This is a genomic window from Planococcus sp. TJ-201, from assembly GCF_058268495.1.
In genome coordinates, this window is record NZ_JBZDOG010000001.1 from 339,322 (window position 1) to 356,714 (window position 17,393).

General features: G+C 41.3%; 27 protein-coding genes and 1 pseudogene. 2 read left to right on the forward strand and 26 right to left on the reverse strand.

The genetic code is table 11. The features are described 5' to 3' along the window. The 15 genes and pseudogenes from AC4EG4_RS01910 to AC4EG4_RS01980 form a co-directional block, all read right to left on the reverse strand. Positions 1-774: a phage head morphogenesis protein gene (locus AC4EG4_RS01910; RefSeq protein ID WP_490986793.1), complete on the reverse strand. Its 774-nt coding sequence runs from the start codon at positions 772-774 to the stop codon at positions 1-3. 4 nt (positions 775-778) lie between these two features. After that, positions 779-2,110: a DUF1073 domain-containing protein gene (locus AC4EG4_RS01915; RefSeq protein WP_490986794.1), complete on the reverse strand. Its 1,332-nt coding sequence runs from the start codon at positions 2,108-2,110 to the stop codon at positions 779-781. A 6-nt stretch (positions 2,111-2,116) separates the two neighbouring features. After that, on the reverse strand, positions 2,117-3,580 hold the full coding sequence (gene terL / locus AC4EG4_RS01920) for a phage terminase large subunit (RefSeq protein ID WP_490986795.1): 1,464 nt from the start codon (positions 3,578-3,580) through the stop codon (positions 2,117-2,119). Beyond that, the gene (locus tag AC4EG4_RS01925) at positions 3,561-4,103 is read right to left on the reverse strand and encodes an HNH endonuclease (protein WP_490987172.1); all 543 of its coding nucleotides are present in this window, start codon (positions 4,101-4,103) and stop codon (positions 3,561-3,563) included. Before AC4EG4_RS01925 ends, terL begins: the two co-directional genes overlap by 20 nt. After that, positions 4,092-4,367: pseudogene (locus tag AC4EG4_RS01930) on the reverse strand (terminase small subunit); the annotation flags it as partial. The pseudogene AC4EG4_RS01930 and the gene AC4EG4_RS01925, both read right to left, overlap by 12 nt. Before the next feature lie 82 nt (positions 4,368-4,449). Then, on the reverse strand, positions 4,450-4,683 hold the full coding sequence (locus AC4EG4_RS01935; RefSeq protein WP_490986796.1) for a DUF4177 domain-containing protein: 234 nt from the start codon (positions 4,681-4,683) through the stop codon (positions 4,450-4,452). A gap of 177 nt (positions 4,684-4,860) precedes the next feature. Then, positions 4,861-5,349 carry a helix-turn-helix domain-containing protein gene (locus tag AC4EG4_RS01940; protein WP_490986797.1) on the reverse strand — a complete coding sequence of 163 codons (489 nt, stop codon included), beginning with the start codon at positions 5,347-5,349 and terminating at the stop codon, positions 4,861-4,863. A 12-nt stretch (positions 5,350-5,361) separates the two neighbouring features. Next, the gene (locus AC4EG4_RS01945; RefSeq protein WP_490986798.1) at positions 5,362-5,550 is read right to left on the reverse strand and encodes a hypothetical protein; all 189 of its coding nucleotides are present in this window, start codon (positions 5,548-5,550) and stop codon (positions 5,362-5,364) included. A 13-nt stretch (positions 5,551-5,563) separates the two neighbouring features. After that, positions 5,564-5,938: a hypothetical protein gene (locus AC4EG4_RS01950; RefSeq protein ID WP_490986799.1), complete on the reverse strand. Its 375-nt coding sequence runs from the start codon at positions 5,936-5,938 to the stop codon at positions 5,564-5,566. An 87-nt stretch (positions 5,939-6,025) separates the two neighbouring features. Further along, complete coding sequence (locus tag AC4EG4_RS01955) at positions 6,026-6,676, reverse strand: hypothetical protein (protein WP_490986800.1); 651 nt, start codon at positions 6,674-6,676, stop codon at positions 6,026-6,028. Positions 6,677-6,793: 117 nt separating this feature from the next. Then, positions 6,794-7,447, reverse strand: a complete 654-nt coding sequence (locus tag AC4EG4_RS01960; protein WP_490986801.1) for a hypothetical protein — start codon at positions 7,445-7,447, stop codon at positions 6,794-6,796. 116 nt (positions 7,448-7,563) lie between these two features. After that, positions 7,564-8,349 (reverse strand): DUF5677 domain-containing protein, encoded by a 786-nt coding sequence (locus AC4EG4_RS01965; protein ID WP_490987173.1) that lies wholly within the window; start codon positions 8,347-8,349, stop codon positions 7,564-7,566. A 2-nt stretch (positions 8,350-8,351) separates the two neighbouring features. Continuing rightward, positions 8,352-8,549 (reverse strand): XtrA/YqaO family protein, encoded by a 198-nt coding sequence (locus AC4EG4_RS01970; RefSeq protein ID WP_490986802.1) that lies wholly within the window; start codon positions 8,547-8,549, stop codon positions 8,352-8,354. A 65-nt stretch (positions 8,550-8,614) separates the two neighbouring features. Further along, positions 8,615-8,785, reverse strand: a complete 171-nt coding sequence (locus AC4EG4_RS01975) for a DUF6011 domain-containing protein (RefSeq protein ID WP_490986803.1) — start codon at positions 8,783-8,785, stop codon at positions 8,615-8,617. After that, complete coding sequence (locus tag AC4EG4_RS01980; protein WP_490987185.1) at positions 8,727-8,981, reverse strand: hypothetical protein; 255 nt, start codon at positions 8,979-8,981, stop codon at positions 8,727-8,729. Before AC4EG4_RS01980 ends, AC4EG4_RS01975 begins: the two co-directional genes overlap by 59 nt. Positions 8,982-9,255: 274 nt before the next feature. On the opposite strand from AC4EG4_RS01980, the gene AC4EG4_RS01985 reads away from it, so the two are divergent. Continuing rightward, a complete protein-coding gene (locus AC4EG4_RS01985) occupies positions 9,256-9,666 on the forward strand; it encodes a hypothetical protein (RefSeq protein WP_490986804.1) in 411 nt (136 codons plus the stop codon). Positions 9,667-10,120: 454 nt separating this feature from the next. Next, positions 10,121-10,270 carry a hypothetical protein gene (locus AC4EG4_RS01990; protein WP_490986805.1) on the forward strand — a complete coding sequence of 50 codons (150 nt, stop codon included), beginning with the start codon at positions 10,121-10,123 and terminating at the stop codon, positions 10,268-10,270. Between the two features lie 194 nt (positions 10,271-10,464). Here the strand turns inward: AC4EG4_RS01990 and AC4EG4_RS01995 are convergent, their stop codons facing one another. The 11 genes from AC4EG4_RS01995 to AC4EG4_RS02045 form a co-directional block, all read right to left on the reverse strand. Then, positions 10,465-11,007, reverse strand: a complete 543-nt coding sequence (locus AC4EG4_RS01995) for a hypothetical protein (protein WP_490986806.1) — start codon at positions 11,005-11,007, stop codon at positions 10,465-10,467. A 3-nt stretch (positions 11,008-11,010) separates the two neighbouring features. Next, complete coding sequence (locus AC4EG4_RS02000) at positions 11,011-11,394, reverse strand: hypothetical protein (RefSeq protein WP_490986807.1); 384 nt, start codon at positions 11,392-11,394, stop codon at positions 11,011-11,013. Continuing rightward, complete coding sequence (locus AC4EG4_RS02005) at positions 11,391-12,071, reverse strand: hypothetical protein (RefSeq protein ID WP_490986808.1); 681 nt, start codon at positions 12,069-12,071, stop codon at positions 11,391-11,393. The genes AC4EG4_RS02000 and AC4EG4_RS02005 overlap by 4 nt, the downstream gene beginning before the upstream one ends. 353 nt (positions 12,072-12,424) lie before the next feature. Beyond that, complete coding sequence (locus AC4EG4_RS02010) at positions 12,425-13,417, reverse strand: DnaD domain-containing protein (RefSeq protein WP_490986809.1); 993 nt, start codon at positions 13,415-13,417, stop codon at positions 12,425-12,427. Between the two features lie 56 nt (positions 13,418-13,473). Beyond that, positions 13,474-14,352 carry a recombination protein RecT gene (gene recT / locus AC4EG4_RS02015; protein WP_490986810.1) on the reverse strand — a complete coding sequence of 293 codons (879 nt, stop codon included), beginning with the start codon at positions 14,350-14,352 and terminating at the stop codon, positions 13,474-13,476. Between the two features lie 14 nt (positions 14,353-14,366). After that, complete coding sequence (locus AC4EG4_RS02020; RefSeq protein ID WP_490986811.1) at positions 14,367-15,302, reverse strand: YqaJ viral recombinase family nuclease; 936 nt, start codon at positions 15,300-15,302, stop codon at positions 14,367-14,369. A 99-nt stretch (positions 15,303-15,401) separates the two neighbouring features. Next, a complete protein-coding gene (locus tag AC4EG4_RS02025) occupies positions 15,402-15,626 on the reverse strand; it encodes a hypothetical protein (RefSeq protein ID WP_490986812.1) in 225 nt (74 codons plus the stop codon). A gap of 15 nt (positions 15,627-15,641) precedes the next feature. Further along, on the reverse strand, positions 15,642-15,872 hold the full coding sequence (locus tag AC4EG4_RS02030) for a hypothetical protein (RefSeq protein WP_490986813.1): 231 nt from the start codon (positions 15,870-15,872) through the stop codon (positions 15,642-15,644). Between the two features lie 260 nt (positions 15,873-16,132). Continuing rightward, positions 16,133-16,663 (reverse strand): hypothetical protein, encoded by a 531-nt coding sequence (locus AC4EG4_RS02035; RefSeq protein ID WP_490986814.1) that lies wholly within the window; start codon positions 16,661-16,663, stop codon positions 16,133-16,135. 88 nt (positions 16,664-16,751) lie between these two features. Beyond that, on the reverse strand, positions 16,752-17,030 hold the full coding sequence (locus AC4EG4_RS02040; protein WP_490986815.1) for a group-specific protein: 279 nt from the start codon (positions 17,028-17,030) through the stop codon (positions 16,752-16,754). Between the two features lie 41 nt (positions 17,031-17,071). Next, complete coding sequence (locus tag AC4EG4_RS02045; RefSeq protein ID WP_490986816.1) at positions 17,072-17,329, reverse strand: ORF6C domain-containing protein; 258 nt, start codon at positions 17,327-17,329, stop codon at positions 17,072-17,074. Between the last annotated feature and the right edge of the window lie 64 nt (positions 17,330-17,393).

Below are 17,393 nucleotides of genomic sequence, written 5' to 3' on the forward strand. Positions count from 1 at the left end.
TCAATTGTCAAATACCGGTTCAGAAACACACCGACAGCGGTAATCTTCACCAGGCAAAACCTTCCGGCCATTAACAACGGGCGGATCATCGTAAGAAAATGTTTTCCCATCCAAATCAGCATGTGAATCTCGAACTCGCTCATCACCTGACGTGCTCCAAGTGAACTGACTCAATCCCATCCCCTTGTGCCGCTCCGCAGTGAGCTGTCCAAATATGGTGCCTATCTGATCGGTAGCAAGGAACTGAGCACGATTCTGAGTCATGCCTGTCTGCGCAACAATCTCGTTGCGCATTTCCTTGGCAGTCAATCCCTTTTTAGCTCCCTGCAGTACTACCCGCTCCACTGCAGTTAGATGGTCGTCTTTTAGCTTGGTAATGTAGCTGACGTTTTCCTGAACTGATGCTTGCATAAAATCAGACAGCTTTTCATTTCCCGAGAGCGGATTAACGGCCATGACTCGTGCTTGTGCTGCTGCGTTCTTTTCGCTTGATCGGTTGAGCAGTTGAATGTTCTGTGTGGCAATTTGAGTAACGATGAATGCATCGAATATGGAATTAGATACGTTAGTGATCAGTACGAAAGCAGCTAAGATGGAACTGATTGGACCATCCGCCCGCTCTTCCAGTGAATCATAGCGGTCCATATCCTTGAGATGTTCAGCAATTTGATTGTCAAAGACATTCAGCGTGTCGCGTCCCATCTCTCTTACGAGCTTTTTTAATGCTCTCTGATACCCAACAACCACTGCATTCGGGAATCGTGTAGGAGGCACTTTCTTAGCCATTCTCAACACGGCTTTCCGCGTACTTTTGATAAACTTCAGCAGCCATTTTCTGTAGTCCCGCTTCATCGCCGGCAAATGCCAGTGTGGTTTCTAATCCATAACGTCCAAAGCGAGTGTCCCTCACTTCATCAGCGGTTAACACACCGTTCGTTATGTAGACATCATCTGTCTCTGCAACAATCTTGCGAATTTCGGCATCTGTTTTGCTATCGACTTCCCAGAGCGGATTGAATTTGATTTCCCAATCAATCGATTCAGGATCTATGCGGCCGCCGAGTTCATCTTCACACCACATCAACGTACGAATCAGCTTCTCTAGCTGAGGCTTCATATCGCTTTCCTGTTGAGCAGCAATTCGGCCGTAGTAGTTCATGACATCGTACTGGGCACCAGCAATAGTTCCCGCTTCCTGCCCTTTAATCACAGACTTAGGCATCCGGGTTCCACCTGCCAACATGTCCCAGCCATAATCAAGCAACTCTTTAATGCCGCCGACACTGGTTGATTGCTTAGTAAGGTCCTCGCCTTTGCCAATGATAGCCAGAGCTTCTGTGCGGAACATGAAATCCATTAGAATTCCCAGCTCTCGCCGCTCCTCTGTGCTCATGTCTTCAATGTCTTCACTCTTATAAACTTTAAAGGTGAAATCATAAAGGATTTGCCCAACACTCCAAAGCGCTGTATCTAGGACAGTGAGAATGTCGTAGATGGGTTCCAGGAGCGGCTGTCCCTTTTTCTCATCTTCCAACTTCCGTGTCTGTGCATGAAGAAGGCGGCTCTTGTGAACCAGGTTCTTTTTGTCCGAGTCTTTGGTACGCGGCAACTCGAACATTTCTACTTTGCCGTACTCGAGTGAAAAGACATCATCATTCGAAATCATGTCCAGCACTTTAAATCCGCTGAATGCATGAAGGTATTCGATCGCTCTTAATTTATCTGTTTCAATCGGATTCGTTAAAGAGAAGTTGTTCGTCTGTTTAACGCCCATACTCATCAGGCCATCACCTGTTAGCCGCTCAAATCGCCACATGTCTTTGAAAGCTTCTTTGGCATTCAAGTTCCGCAGCCGTTGCATGATGGCGTTCTTTAATTCCTCGTCTTCCATTTTCAACGTGAACCAATTCCGGGTCATGTCTTCAGCAGGAATGTTGATGATGTTTTGCACAAGGATATTGCTGGCATACAGAGATTTTAAATCATCAGGTACCAGCACTCTTCTTACACCCGGAGTCTGACGGGTAAGTGCATCCTTCTCGCCTGCCTTGCCGTGCCCTTGCATGAAGTCATTGCGATATTCCTTAGCTCTTTCTAACGTTGTAGCCACTAATCGTCACCCCCTGTTATACATTTTCTTATAGCGTTCCAGCGGATTCTTTTTCTTCGACTGGATTTTGATTAATGCTTGAGTCCCGCTATCCACTTGGTCATCATTCTTGCCGTTCGGGAATGACGTAAATTCTTCGATTAAGCCATTTACCCAAGGCGCTATAGTTGGATGCGGCAAGTAGACGTTCCCTGCTTCCATGAGCGGCGCTACAGCATTTGCTCTTGCCTCTTTCCCACCTTCCGGATTCACGGGAATCAAGCCAGGTATTTCTTTCTCCAGCATCTGAATAACAGCCGGTCCGTTTGCCTTGTCCTCGATGTACTTAGCTTTGGCTTCTGGCCACTTGGAGGTCATGTTGCGGATAGCCTTCATCGTTTCAGGTAAGCTCATCCGGTTGCGGAACTGATCAAGCAGATAGAAACCAGCGTCCCGCTCCCCCCATACTTGGCCAACCACAAAGTCAGCTGTCTTGGTGTCTTTAAACGTGCAATCCCAAGACTGGACCTGTTTGTTCAATATTCGAGGCAGCACGACCACACCTTCAGAAGAAGCAAGGCGTGCCTTAGCTGCTTCATCCGGCACATAGAACTTCCACCAATGGCGATGAAAAATAGCCCCTCCCACAGGGGAAGGGCGTTGCTGATAGAGAGCGGCCCATGTTCTGGAGCCTACTTCTTTCTGTTTCAATTCAGCCCAAAGTTCGTCAAACCCCAGCTCAGGACAAAGCGGTTCGCCTATTTCACGATCGAGCAAGTCATCTTCGTCTTCAGCCAGAGCGGGCATTCGAATTCGCTTCCAGTCATGCGGAGAACGTTCAAGCAATCGACCAATGATGTCATCCTCGTGCCAGCGCGTCATGATCACGATAACCGATGCGCCTTTATGCAAGCGGGTTGAAAGCGTGGATTCCCATTCATCCCATACTTTGTCCCGGATTGTTTTCGAGTTCGCCGCCTCTGAGTTTTTGAACGGATCATCGATAATCAGCAAATCCGCTCCCTGTCCGGTAATAGATCCCCCAATACCAGTTGAGATCATACCGCCCCCCGTCTTTGCTACATCCCAATTACTTTGAGACGCATTGACTTGAGATAGGGAAACGTCAAAAAGCTCTGGACCATACTCTTCTAACTTCGCTCTATTTAAGCGGCCGAACTTCTTGGCCAATCCATCTGAATAAGAAGCAGCAATCACACGCTTTGCCGGATTCTTTGCCAGGTAGTAGCTCGGGAAACTCTCAGAAACCGTCATGCTCTTACCGTGTCGCGGCGGGATTTCAATTAACAGATACCGCTGCTTCCCGTTTGCAATCGGCTCCAGCTCATCTGAAATATATTCGGTGTGCTTGAAGTGTTGGTAATTTCCACGGTGCACATGGACCACGTAATCCCGATAGGAACGGCGAGCTAGTTCCGCTTTGGCTTGTCTAACCAGTTCTTTCCGTTGGTTATCCGTCAGAGTTGGCAAGTTTCCTCAACTCCTCAACAGAGAGGCCAGAGAGATCCAGTCTGCTTTCAATTCCTCCTGAATGCTCAAGTTCTTGCTTGTCACGCCACTGCCCAGGCTTCCGGTTCTTCAGCCAGAAAATCTGAGCGGTCACATCTGGATGCATCTGTTTGACGACAACCTTCGTCACTTTCAACTCTCTGCTTTTCTCAAAGGCATCCTCTTCCATCAGCAGCTGAATCATCTTCACATAATCCCATATACGGGCTTCTCGGCTTTCCAAATAAAAATCTTGTCTCGGGTACCATTCCTCAAAATGGGAATCATTCTTCGAGCTGTTGCATCGAGAGCAGCAAGGAATCGTATTGTCTTTCACGAGCATGCCTTGTTTTTTGAGCGGGATTAAATGATCTTTCGTCATCTTCCCTTGTTCACCACAATAGGCGCAGGTTCTATCGAAGAACGCCAAAGCTCTTTGCCAATCATTCTCTGTCAAGGCCACGATATGCTCATCGCCTCTGCCCTTTTGGAAATCACTATTCACCAGCAGCTCTTTCGTTTGCTCTTCGAACTGATAACCCAATGCTCGTTTCAGCAGCGCGTTCTCTACCAGACGATCGACAACTTCCTTCCCCTTTTTTAGGGTGTCCGAAATGTCCGGATACTTCTTCTTCCATTCATTGAGTGTTGAGCGACTAATGCCGATGTTATGAGCGATCTGTTCATCAGTCAGTCCATCTCTAGCCCAACCACTCAGCAAGGCCAATCCTTCTGCAGTAACCCAGTCAAGATACTTACCTTTCGCCATCTTTCTACCACCCACTCTCGCGCTATTCGCTTTTTTAGACATAATAAAAAGCACCACTAAGGGTGCCCCATTCATCATTTGATTAAAGTAAATCTTGTATATCTACAAGTTCTCGCTTCATAGTAATTACAAAACTTGTAGTTTGTACTGATTCTACCTGAAAGTCTGTGTTAGATTCGCTTTTAAATTGCGAATTCACGCTTACTAATTCCCAACCATCTGAACCTAACTCATCCAAATATTCGGCCAGGTTATTTGCTTCTTTTTGATCTACGTTCTTATCCCATAACGCCACGTGGTATTCCCATGTTTTCATTCTACTTCACCCCCCTGCTTTTAGTTTCTACAGAGAAGGAATAAAACCCTTTATATCCAATTTAAACCACCCGTAATAAATGGGGCTGTGGGAGGGACTGATCTCTCGAACGCATCCCCTCTTTTTTTCTCCCCTTCATATATATTGACTTCGTACGGCAAACGTACGGCAAGGCAGTCAGGAAACTCTTTGAGCTATTTTCTTTTTCGCACGTTCAATATAGCTCTGAGCAGTTGATTTCCCTACTCCCAAACCTTTAGCAATCTTTCCTACACTGATCTGTCTGCCAAAATGAAGGATGTAGCAATGGCGTTCTCTAAATGATAAAGAGCTGAAGATGTCAGCCATAATGATTTTCTCTTCCGGAGACATATAAAGATGCTTTGGACCGTCCTCCAGCTGTTCAGTAATATCCGGAATGAAGTCCATGCTTTGGAATGAACGATTCTGGTAGATGCCTCTCTTATCCGCACCACGGTAATTATTCGGATCCCTACCCGTTTCTAACCACTGCAGCACAAACTCCATTTCCTCAATCATGCTGTTGTATTGAGTTAAATCCAGTTTATCCTGCGGGTTTTTCTTGTTTAGCGTATTTCTCTTTTTCACAAGTTCATCGCGAAATTTCTTATACTGTAAAATCATTTCATCTGCCCAGATCGTCATCCTTCATCCCTCCTAACTTCTTCTAATAGCTCCACCCTTTACTCTTCTAAACGTATCCCGATTACTGCCCATTAATTCCGCCCATTCTCTTTTACTAAGCGATTCTTTTGGTTTGGTTAAGGCCTTTTTCGAATTGGCTTTCGTAGATTCTCGGCTATCTGAGAGCCCTTTTTCTATGAGTTGTTCTTGGATTGTTCTCATTGCCTCCAGCTCCTTAATGAATTATTTTCCGTATCATGTGATTTGGTTTTCGGTTCAGTACCTGATGGCGTATGATAGGTCGCTTCTTAAAATCAATTGGAGGGATGCTGAAATCCTTTTTGGTTGATCGTTCTTGGATTTTTATATATTCGTCGAATACCTCGGGAGACTCTGAAACAGCTGACCAAATGGATTTCACAACTTCGGAAATCTTCTTAAATACCCCCATGCATGCAACAACCACTTTATTCATCGCTAACTTTGCTTTAAAAATAAAGAAATCTATTGAATGAAAAGCCTTTTGCACAACCTGTTCGTCATACATATCCTCTTCCGTGTAGCCTTCCTGGTACATGTAGGTAAGTAGCAATTGTTGTTCAGTTTTCATCTTTTTCACTCCTTTTAGGTAAATAAAAAAGAGGACACCAAAACAGCAGTTAAGCTGTAATGATGTCCTCCGGTTTGCCGGTGGGGACTATTTTTCGTACAAATCTATATCTAATCCAACATCCCGAACTCTATTTTTTAACTGTTGCATATTTTCCTTAAAGTCTTCGAGGTTTCTGTGATAGACTTCTTCTTTCTCGGTTTTAATACCATAAGACATTAAATCAATCGCAAGCAGCAAACCTTCCATAATATCAAGGATTAACAAGAAGTTAAAATACTCTTCAGAAAATATCTCTGAAATATCGACTTTTTTCAAGAAGTTTAATTGGAATTCTATTTCTTCTTTTAAAAATCCAAATGTGTTTGGATCTTCCAATATCATTCCATGTCCTTGGGGCACTTCCATTGATGGCAAGTTCTCTTCTAAAGCAGAATACAGGGCATCTGCATGAGTGTGAAACAAGTATAAACATCTTAGAAGCCTTTGTTTTTCTCTTTGATTACTTATTTCTTGTTGTGCATTTATTTGTTTCTCTACAGATTCAATCGCAAATTTACCTGCAGTTCTAGCCCCGAAATATGCACCGAAAACTGTGCCTAATACAGTGAAAATTGTTTTAACATCCAATATATCTGTCAAGTTAAAATTCATTTCATAAAAAAAGTAAATTAGTATAAAAGAAAATAATAGAGAGAAGATACTAAAGTAAAAATAAAAATTGTTTTGCCACCTCAAAAATCTTCCCCCTCATCAAAATTCACACGCTTTATTTTGTTTGTAAAAGTCTAGTTACAAAAATACACTAAAACAGAGCTTTACTGTAATGATGTCCTCCAGTTGACTGGTGCGGACTTAGTATTCCAACTCTTTAATAAATTTTCTAGTGATTTTTGAGATTTTATTTAATTCCCAAGTCGTTAGTTTGTTTCCGTCTTCCTGAGTTTTGTTTAGGATAGGGTATGCTATATCTCGAAAAGCCGTTTTGTAAAATAAGTAATTTTCGAGCGTTATAAGATCGATTTTCTCCACAGGAACCTTGTCAAAATCTTCAAATTCAATAAAAATCTTTTTAGGTGTAGCCATTATTTTGACAATTATGTCATCGTATATATTGAGTATTTCCCTCTTATCTTTATTGCCATATTCCGGTTTTATGCTATGCTCCAGCATATGCTCTTTTTCAGATATATCAAAATAAAGGTCCGTAATATGCTTTTGAATATTTGAAGAATAATAAAAAAGAACTCTTTTTACTCTCCAGCTTTCTTTCTCTTCTAAATTTCTCAATCTTTTAAATTCTTTTTTGTGAATTCCGTTAGCTATTTGCCCCGTTATAACTGCTCCAATAGTTGCTCCAACTATGGTCAATACTGGCAATATCCATTCAAGAGAAAAGGTAATGTTAAAACCCGTTTTTAATAAAGTCATTGTTAAAACTATAACTACTAAAATTAAACTTAAAACAACGGTCCAAAGAACACGATTCTCTATTGTTCTCTCTTTCAAAAATCTTCCCCCTCATCAAAATTCACACGCTTTATTTTGTTTGTAAAAGTCTAGTTATAAAAATACACTAAAACAGAGCTTTACTGTAATTATGTCCTCCAATTGACTGGTGGGGACTATTTGTATTTTTGATTTACTTGAAGCATTGCGTCGAAAGAACGCAAACCCTTTTTCAAATTATAATAATTCAGGACCGATCTAGTACTCTCCCTCAAAAACGATGATGCTAATGAAACTTGCAGTTTGGGATCTATGTCAAAGTTTCCAATAGCAATCTCATCTTTAGAAGCTTTTATTCTAGCAAGGGCTCTATTAGAATGAACGTCCTTAGAGAGAATTCTATAAATTAATTCATATTCTTTCATCATGTTCATTTTATTGCATAGAATTTCAAAAGAAGTTGTTCTACCATCAAAATCGTACCAGTTTGTTTTCGTCTTGGTAGTATTAAGAATAGATAAATACTTATTAGTAGTATCTATGCGATCTTGGGCATCTAATGCTAAAGCATAATCATTTTCTACTTGTTCTTTTGTAGTTCCTAAAAAGGTTCTTAATTCCCTACCAATTCTTGAATTTTCTAAAATCCTGTCTAATAATTTGTAATCTGAAATTTTAGACCCATATGCATAAGCTTTAGCCCTTTGCACTTCATCCACTTCTAAAATAAACTTCAAATAAACATGAGATTCAAAAATCGCTCTCGCAATAAGATCTGAAACATCGAAATTTTGATTTTCAATTAATAATATCAAAGACTTTGTTTTAGCAATTATATTTTCTATTAATCCAATAATAACTCCATCATGGAGATCGAATGGTCGATTAGATGCTCCTGAACCTAAGCTGTTAATTACTTGTTCACTTACTTTATCAGACTCTCGAACTATTACTTTTAACATCTTCAAAAATCTTCCCCCTCGTCAAAGTTCACCCGCTTCACTTTTCCCTTATACGTAACAATGCTTGTCTCAGCGTGCGCAGGAAGTGGAGCATATTTTGCTTTTCCCTGAGAAATTACAAGGATGCAACTTTCTGGTAATTCCATTATATCCAATTCAAGAATTCCTGTCTCCGAAATTTTTACTTCTTGCATGCGCATCTAAATGACCCCCGTTCTCTATGTAATGGCCAAAAGGATAGCAGTAGCTATCCCTTTAGTCCTTATTATTTTCTTCTCACCGTATCCTGATAAGCTAATTCTTCATCGATTGTAATTTGGATCCGTAAAAACTCAGCATCTGCTTCTTCCTGCTTTCTCTTGTAGGTTGGGCCATATTCAGCTGCAATGCTGCGTGAGCTTTTTAGCGGGCGATTGCAACGCTTGCAAGTGGTCATGGAGGGCACCTCTTTTCATTCCAAGGAGTCCATGTTGAGTTTTGAATTCTTCAAGTTGTGACCGAGTAACATTGTAGTAGAGCATTATCTTTTTATCATTCATGCCTCTTCTCTTCATTTCGCTATAGGCAATCAGATTAAGGAATTCCTTTGGGTGATCCAGCTGATTAGGATTTGGCACGTCGGCGTTTTTCATGAGCACTTTCCTCCTTAATGTACCGTCTATAGCAGCGGCCCAAAGCGACAAGCGATGTAATCCAGAGTGCTATTACAGCAGCATTCAATATCATAAACATGTTTTCACTCCCTTTGGACAACGTACTTTGTATGCAAATGAAAGATTTTTTCTGACATAACCCCCCCTACTTAAGTCCCTACAATCTATTAGCCTAAAATTATTTATTTTATTTCCCTTCTCTTTTCTATATACATTTCTGGTACAATTTTGAAAAGAAAAGGGGATGAAAAGATTGAAATATAAAAAGAGACTTCTTTACCTACTTGCTATTGTTTTTGGAATCAGCCTTTATTGGTATTACAACTTCCCATACTATGAGCAAAAAGCAGAAGAACGAACCGCCGCTTATTTAAAAGTACAAGGCGCCGACTCCGAAACCGTGCTGAAAAAAGTATCACAAAAGAGCAAGCAAGGTTATTGGGAAGTAATCTATAAATTTGAAGATGAGCCCGATATGCATTATGAGTACACGTATGATCGATCAGAGGAACGACTGATGTTAACGGTCTTACACTCTCCGGGTTTACCCGATGATCTTATAGGCGGTCGTAGCATAGACAGAGGGATGGACTACCCAAAGCTAACTTATGACGATTCGCCTTGGGTTACTTTTGATGAGCAGGGAGTGCCGGTCAACAACTGATGAAGTCTCTTGCATCTTTTAACCAATCTTTATCTACTAAAAGCGTGGATAGTGTTTACAGTTTGGACTAAACCATGCAACCCAACTCATCGTCTTCTGACAGCTTAGACAGAATCTACACACCAAACGCTTTCGCAATAATGCTCTGCGTCATGATGATTTATTTTATGTTTGGCGATAGAAGCTTGATCGTGCTTGAAAGCGATATTTACTGATAAGCCAGTAACCATTTCAATTCCGGTACTTACTCCGCCGCATGCAAGATTATCTACGATTATTTTTCAAAAATATCCAATTGGCGCAATCCTAATTCCCACCTTTATTAATGTATTTTTTGAGCGTACTATCATTCAATATCTATTAAAAATTTAAACTTTTTTGCAAGTAAATATTCCAAGATATCCCCCAGAAGAACATGTTAATTTTTAGCTATAAAATATTAAGGAGTTAAAAAATGAAAAATCAAACTAAAAAATATTCTCGACTTAGTTATATAGCGATTGTAGCGGGAATATTACTTATTTTATTACCAGTGATTCATGCGCGTTTCCCAATATCTTTTGACTTGATGAATGTTTTTTTGTTGCTATTCCAATCGTCATAATTCTGAGTTTAGTCGCTTTATTTAAAAGGAATGAGCCAAAGCTACTTGCTTTCTCCGGACTTTTTCTAGCCCTAGTTATGCTTGGTTACGTGAGCCTTCTCCTTTATATACCAGGACATAAAAATTCTAATGTCATCTCTTTAATTTTCCAAACGCTACTAATTTAGTAGCGTTTTTTTCATTTCAACAGTGCATTATAAAAAATCCAGCAGTGACATCTGCTCATACCGCACTTCTCCCGGAATAGCGAACGGTTCGGGCGCTATTTCGACCGCTTTCGGCTCTTCCTGTGACGTTTTAAGCGATTTTAGTACCACTTGCTTAGAATCATCACCTGCACTGAGCACTTTGAACATACTGACAGGCATGCAACCACGGAATTTCATTGACTCCGGATTATAAAGATAGTAAACAGTGGATTCCTTTCTCCGCTTTTCAAGAAGGTACTGCTCTCCTTTTTTGAAGGAGTAATTCGCTTCTTCCACGATGACTTCACCGATGAACCGTTCTGAATCCGTGGCTGTCTCTGCAGCTGCAGGCGACTCCGTTTTTTCTGGAAACTCTTTCACAATTTCGTGCAGAGCAAACCGATATATTCGATGGCCATCCGGATCCGGAGCATCCATTTCCACTTGCACCGGATAGATTTCACCTGGAGCGATATAAAGGATTGTAGCCATGCCTTGAAAGTTATGACTTTGAACCTGGACTCTTTCTCCTTCTATCAGAGATTCCATGCCTCAATCACCCGTTTCTACGTAGCTTTTAAAATCCCTCAAATCTGATTTATCAAATGCTAGAGAACCCATTGGCTCGTATTCATCATTGGCCCAATCTTCAAGGAACTGTTCTCTATCGTCGACGTATGATCCAAAGAGTGCATCCTGTTCAGCAGCGTAGTAAATAAAATCCCTGATTTTTTCATCATCCTCTGGTTTCCATCCGTATAGAGAATAGTTACCTGTGAATGAATGACCAACATTGACTTCGATACCATCAAGTGAACGATATGCTTCAGCAGCCTTTTCAGCCTCTTCCGCGCTTGGATGATGACTATCGTATTCGGCCAGAATATCTGCTGCTGTTTTTGAAGCTGTTGCGAACTTTGCTGTATATATCTTCATTTTGCTTCCTCCTTTGGGAACGGCTTGAATGATTCCGCAGGATAGATGCCTTTAAAAATGCGATTCTCATAATTGAATTTCGCATCTTCGATTGTGACATTTTGTCTATGAATACCTGTTGATGAAAAAAGCTGGCTTTCTTTACCTGCGTTATCTACAAAAATATCTCCCTCATGAAAATCCGGCACGCTATCACGTTTTAACGTTTCCAGCCAATAGATTTCTTCTGGAGAAGCAAGAAGGATACAATTTGCACTCAATACGTTCATAGAGTGTTTATAAGTATCATCAAAAATCACAATATTTTTTTCTCTATCATGGGCATGAATTGTGGCAATTCGTTTTCCGTTAGTGAATAGCCCTTCATTGATATTAACCACTTTGTCACCAGGTAAATACTCCGGTGTCTGTGGTTCAACTTCATAACCGACATAGAGTGCTTTAGCCAGTTCGCTCACTGAAAGCTCATTTAACGACTTTAAATCTCCAGCCCACTCACTCTCTGAAGCGTGCGCGTCTATTGCTTGCTCGAATGAATTTCCTTCAAGCAAAAATTCAATTGCATCGATCTGTAGCTGCGTCAATACAATTTTTTCTCTACCCTTTTTTACTTCCAATCCCATAAAGTTCTTTTTCTTCTCATCGATTAGCACTTTCATTTCAGGTGTCATTAACATTAAAATCACTACTTTCTTTTTTAGTTGACCAAAGTTCTAAATGTCTGAGAACTTCATCTTCTATTCCGACAAATTTTGAATATAATTTTGGCCAATAAAACAACGATTTTCCACCTAATTCTAGATCAGTAAATAAATGAGATTACATCAAATGTCTAGGCATTTAGTATTTTTCTATATTATTCGATAGTTACTTTTATGTTTTTCTAATTGTTCGAGTCTTTTAGCTGGTAAATGCTAAGGTTTCTTACACATTTGGTTAATTCTTTTCAGATCTCTTTCAAGTGTTTTCCAATCATTTGGCGGTATCGCCTTGGTTTAAAGAAAAAATTGGTAGTGATGGCTTAAAAAATTCACTCCTCACTTTTTCTTTTTGTTTTTAGTCGCTCAAGCAACTTCTGCTTCTCTTCTTCCAGAGCCGAATTTCTCTGTGGAGGGACTGTTTCTGGCACCCTGTCGTCAGCCGGCTTGTTCAACCACTCCGGAAGCCGTTCTTCACGCACAGGTTTCTTGCCATAACTTTTCGGTTGTTGCTTTCTCCGCTCAAAAGCTTTATCTGCCACTTCAACGTCGGCCATGGTTTTCAAACGTTGATCATGCCAGGAGCGCAGAATTTTTTCTGCGAACCGCATTTTGTTTGTGGCATTGGCAACGACAGCCCTTCTCAAAGCTTCATGGACCAGCTCCTCAGAAGAGTCGTCGATCAAGATATTTAAGTGTTCCGCGACAGATTGAACGATTGGGCCCATATTGGTTTCATAAAATCGAAAAACCATTCCTGGAGCATCGGCAGCCACAGCCGGTTTGTTTTCGGGAACTGGATCTTCAAAATTCTCATTGCTCGGAGAAGGCTCTTGTTGTTGTTCTTTATCCTTATCTTTCTCTTTATCCTTTTCTTTATCTCTTATCTCTTGTTTGCCTAGACTATCCATACCATATGGATACTGTATCGATACCGTATCTGATTTAATCGCATTCACGATCTCCAGATAACTTAAAGCAAATGGAACGTGTTTAACTGAGCGCAATTCTTCTTCAACCCGCGCCACTACTTTCGGGCTGTTATTCCAGTTGTGACGGGCCCAGTTCAAGAGCATGATTTCCTTCGAAGCATCGTTGTAATCAATTTTTCCGTACCCGATAAATCGTTCAATTAATTTTTCAACCGTTTCGCGGTTATAGCCTGTTTCAGTTTCAATAATCCGTTTCGGCAATTCGTAGATGCCGATTTGCGAAGCTTTGCTATTGGTCATCAAGTAGATATAGAAATATTTTTCTTCCGGCGTAAGATCCAGCACAAAACCATCCTGCCAATACCCCACTTGCACTTGTCTATATTTGCTCATCGTTTTCACTCCTCATGAATTTAGAAGGGAGAAACACTCCCCCTTCTTCAAATGTATTATTCTAATGGTTGGTTATGAATGCTCTGTTTCTTTGGTTTTTCTGGTTCTGCAGCCACGGGTTCAGGTTCTTGATCAAATTGCGGTGCCTGCAACAAGTCATAATCAGGTGCCTCCACAAAGATGTTGGTATCGTGCGGTGTGATGTCTTTAATGTTCCGGCCGGTCCCCTCGTCATAAGCCACTTGTTGCTGAACCTCAACACTTATTGGCAAATACTTCCACATGTGGCGCACCACCGTTTTCTTAGCCATCTCTTCATAGTCCGTAGTCCAAGGTGAATAACTGGAGCCCGCTGCTTTTGAACGGCCTTTGCGCTTTTCGATGTCCGCTTTACTCATAAATTCGAATTGATATCCACCGTCTTTAAAGTGAGCCACTGCATACGCTCCGATGAATTTCCCTTTGTCAGCATCCATCGTGGGCTTGTGCTTTAATTTGCTCTCTAATCCCAATTCGTACTCAAATTCATCATTTTCAAATACGGAGTGCGCGTAGATGGATTGAATGTGTCCCGAACGCCGAGCCAGATCAATCATTCCTTTATAACCAATGATGAATTGAACCTCGATAATATTTTTCTTGTTATTTTTAAATGGAAGCAAGTAACATTGACCAAGTAATCCAGGCTCTAGCCCAAGTTGTGCTGCCTGCATAATCGCTCCCAGTAAACTGGCTGGACTGGCTTCTCTAAGCTGGGGTGTTGTTCGAATGGTCGTCAGCGTTAAACGCGTTAAGCGGTCAATGTTCATGTGTTTTGGTAGAGCCTCAGCCATTGCAGGTGCCATTTGCTCCAATAGGCTTTCAATTGTTTTTGGCTTATCAGCAGCCACCTCTTTGTTTTTTACCGTTTCTTTCAATGAATTAGTTGTAGCCATGATTCATCTTCCTCCTATTCAACTTGTTTGATCCGCAACGTACGCGCGGTCGATGTTTTGGTGTATTTGTCAGCGATATCAGGTAGTTCTTGTTTTAGTCTTTTGGAATCAAGTGTATTTCTCGCAGAGGCCTTGTATGTAACGATGTAGCGAGTGGAAACACCCTGTTGCGATTCTTCAAGCTTCATTTTCAGCTTGTTCTCATAGAGATTTTTCACCTCTTTGAGCTCTTTCATTTCTTTGTTCACTGATTCCAATGCATCCAGGATGCCATCTTCTTTTTCGGTGAACATGATGCTTTCTCCGTTATCAGTCGGATAGAGTTTTTTCAGGAGTTCGCCAGCTGCTTCGCTGCCATCAATGCCTGGCGGTTTTTTCACTAGGATATGTTCTTCCCAAAATTGCTTTTCATTATTGATGATGATGTCAATCAGTTCATCATCCCGAGGGATCTCTTTCCAGATGAATTTATTGCCGCCACACAGGACCGCCACATAAGCGATTTCAAAGCCTGTAACAGCCAGGTAATGTTGAATCTGGCAAAGGTAGCTAGCAGGCACCTCTTCACCCTGCCATTCGGACAGGTTGTATTCTGAGGTGGTTTTGCATTCAAGCAACGCTTTTTCACCAACCACAACTCGGTCCAAGTTGGCTATCATGAAATCATGCTCTGGATGAATCAGCATTTGGTTTCTACGCCGAACTTTTTTTCCGGAGCGTCGTTCAAATTCTTTTGCCACCACATCTTCTAAGAGGTTGCCAAAGTAAACATAATCATTATTTATTTCCTCGTGGTACTCGCCTGTCTTTTCCAAATAAAGCTGAAACTTGGACTTCCATTTGTTCACGCCCATAATCGTACCGGCATCGGATCCACCAAGCCCGCGTTTTCGGTGAGCAAGCCATTCATCACGGCTCATTCCTTTGGTTGAAATAGCTTCTTTAACCATCTAAATTCCTCCTATTGAGTTTTGATGGGTTCTGAATTATAATGTGAGTAATTGAGTTAGTTCAGCACCCCAGTCAGCTGTTGTCGCAGCTGACTTTTTTTATTCCCGTACCGCATGTTCTGGTTCTGAATACTTTCGTTTGATTTCTAACCAAACTGAGAAGGTAACACCGTCTGGCCAAATGTCATTTTCGACAGCCGCAATTAATTCGTTTTCAAAGCAGTCTTCACATTTTTGCGGTTGTCCTTTTGGATTCGCATCAATAAACACTCCACACCCTTCACAGAAATGGCCATCTTGTAAAATCTTGTTCATTTCGCACATTTTATTTGCCTCCCTTCACCATTTCACTTCAATTTCATTTGTTAAATAATTAACCGTGTACCCGCCTTCTCGCAAAAGCGTAATAATAAAAATGGCTTCTCGAGTAGTTCCCAGTTGCTCGAAAGAAATTAACGAGAAAGAGCTTCCTTCGTTTGCAGAAAACTGCAGGATGCTTCGAATGTCCATCATTTTTTCGGACTTATCAAATGCTCTGAGATCATCGCCGGCCCTTCCTGTTGGTGCCATGTATTCACCTGCCTTCTGATGGAGTGAATCCCATCAATAAGACCAGGAACGTAAGGGATGGCGCTCCTGAGCTTATTGACGAGAGCCAAGGCCCTCGTTTATACTTGAGTTACATAGTTAGTCAATCGCCGCCTGACCTAGCCGTCAGTCGGTTTTTTTGTGTTCATTTTTAATGCTGCCTACGTGAATGCCAACCATTAGGCTGATAAATGAAACAAAAATCATTGTTCCTAAAAGGTATGCTGGATCACTGAATTCCATTAGGCCAACCACCCTTTCGCTTTCCATCTTGGGATTAAGGATTTGATCCTTTCTTTGATGGATATTTTGTATTCAACCTGTACCTGCCTTAGCAAATTATCGATGTGAATCCGTGCTTCCAGTAACTCATCCATCAAGTTCTTAACCGACTCTTTTTCATTCATGTCCAGGGAACTTGGTGGTTTTGCCAGGCAAACCTTTTGAATCATTTCCAAGCTCTCTTCGATTTCACGCTTTGCATGAGCACTGAATGCCAACCGGTGCTGATCGATATTCTTGCCGCGCAGAACTGGTGATGTCATGCCGCCGGAAAACTCATACAGAATATCCATTGTGTATTCCGGATTGTCGTAAAGTGCGATTGAGTCTTGAGCAATATCTGACTGCATGGTGCGTCTTTCGTTCTTAATGTGACTCACTAGTTGAGATGAAATATTCAAGTCCATGGCGATCTGTTCGCCAGTCATTTCTTCTCCCTCAATCAAGCGATTGATGGCTTCTCCAGCATTTGCGGAACGTTTCAACTTCATATCTTCCACTCCTTTTTTGTATGGCACACGGTATTTTTATATACATCAAGCCGTTGTATGATTGTTATATAGAGAGAAAAGCCCTCGCTTAGCTCTCTTGCCTCTCCCTCAACCAAGTTAAAAGAAATTCCTCAGTTTCTTTGGCTGGCATGTACCATTTCGCTCCAATTTTGAATCTAATTTTCTTGAATCGGTCATCGTAGAAAAATTGATCTAAAATGAAAGATCTGCTCATGCAGGTTTGTCTCTCCAGTTCTGGCAAATCCCAAAACGTGTGTCTGTGCTCCAAATGATTCAAGCGCTGTCTCAACTCCTCGCGAATCATCCCTTCCAATTGGGCTTCATTCAATTGCAATAACTGTCCCATCGCTTTCCCTCCTCCAGGGCGTTCCTCGCGCCCTCTCTTTTTTATGAAACTTTTCTAGGTAGCCAAGCATTGACATACCGGAGAGCTCTCAACATATCTTGCCTTTTTAAATCTTTGTACGAAGCCACTCCGAATTGATGTTTAATTCCACGATGTATCCCTTGAAACAAGCTTGCCCGAAGCGCTGGATTACTCTCCAACTCATAAACTTTTTCAGAAACTGCGATTTTGATTCTTCGCCGCTCTCCAAACTTCAGAACTTCTTCATCAGCAGATATGAGAACCGATGCATTAACCATTCATAAAGACCTCCTAATTTTTATTCAATTTTTTCTAAATAGTAACTGATCATGAAACTCTTGT

Bases quoted from the DNA above. Each gene is read 5' to 3' on its own strand.
- AC4EG4_RS01935 (WP_490986796.1), bottom strand. From the start codon at position 4,683: ATGAAAACATGGGAATACCACGTGGCGTTATGGGATAAGAACGTAGAT.
- AC4EG4_RS01940 (WP_490986797.1), bottom strand. From the start codon at position 5,349: ATGACGATCTGGGCAGATGAAATGATTTTACAGTATAAGAAATTTCGC.
- AC4EG4_RS01945 (WP_490986798.1), bottom strand. From the start codon at position 5,550: ATGAGAACAATCCAAGAACAACTCATAGAAAAAGGGCTCTCAGATAGC.
- AC4EG4_RS01950 (WP_490986799.1), bottom strand. From the start codon at position 5,938: ATGAAAACTGAACAACAATTGCTACTTACCTACATGTACCAGGAAGGC.
- AC4EG4_RS01965 (WP_490987173.1), bottom strand. From the start codon at position 8,349: ATGTTAAAAGTAATAGTTCGAGAGTCTGATAAAGTAAGTGAACAAGTA.
- AC4EG4_RS01970 (WP_490986802.1), bottom strand. From the start codon at position 8,549: ATGCGCATGCAAGAAGTAAAAATTTCGGAGACAGGAATTCTTGAATTG.
- AC4EG4_RS01975 (WP_490986803.1), bottom strand. From the start codon at position 8,785: ATGACCACTTGCAAGCGTTGCAATCGCCCGCTAAAAAGCTCACGCAGC.
- AC4EG4_RS01980 (WP_490987185.1), bottom strand. From the start codon at position 8,981: ATGAAAAACGCCGACGTGCCAAATCCTAATCAGCTGGATCACCCAAAG.
- AC4EG4_RS01990 (WP_490986805.1), top strand. From the start codon at position 10,121: ATGAAAAATCAAACTAAAAAATATTCTCGACTTAGTTATATAGCGATT.
- AC4EG4_RS01995 (WP_490986806.1), bottom strand. From the start codon at position 11,007: ATGGAATCTCTGATAGAAGGAGAAAGAGTCCAGGTTCAAAGTCATAAC.
- AC4EG4_RS02000 (WP_490986807.1), bottom strand. From the start codon at position 11,394: ATGAAGATATATACAGCAAAGTTCGCAACAGCTTCAAAAACAGCAGCA.
- AC4EG4_RS02005 (WP_490986808.1), bottom strand. From the start codon at position 12,071: ATGTTAATGACACCTGAAATGAAAGTGCTAATCGATGAGAAGAAAAAG.
- AC4EG4_RS02010 (WP_490986809.1), bottom strand. From the start codon at position 13,417: ATGAGCAAATATAGACAAGTGCAAGTGGGGTATTGGCAGGATGGTTTT.
- recT (WP_490986810.1), bottom strand. From the start codon at position 14,352: ATGGCTACAACTAATTCATTGAAAGAAACGGTAAAAAACAAAGAGGTG.
- AC4EG4_RS02020 (WP_490986811.1), bottom strand. From the start codon at position 15,302: ATGGTTAAAGAAGCTATTTCAACCAAAGGAATGAGCCGTGATGAATGG.
- AC4EG4_RS02025 (WP_490986812.1), bottom strand. From the start codon at position 15,626: ATGTGCGAAATGAACAAGATTTTACAAGATGGCCATTTCTGTGAAGGG.
- AC4EG4_RS02030 (WP_490986813.1), bottom strand. From the start codon at position 15,872: ATGGCACCAACAGGAAGGGCCGGCGATGATCTCAGAGCATTTGATAAG.
- AC4EG4_RS02035 (WP_490986814.1), bottom strand. From the start codon at position 16,663: ATGAAGTTGAAACGTTCCGCAAATGCTGGAGAAGCCATCAATCGCTTG.
- AC4EG4_RS02040 (WP_490986815.1), bottom strand. From the start codon at position 17,030: ATGGGACAGTTATTGCAATTGAATGAAGCCCAATTGGAAGGGATGATT.
- AC4EG4_RS02045 (WP_490986816.1), bottom strand. From the start codon at position 17,329: ATGGTTAATGCATCGGTTCTCATATCTGCTGATGAAGAAGTTCTGAAG.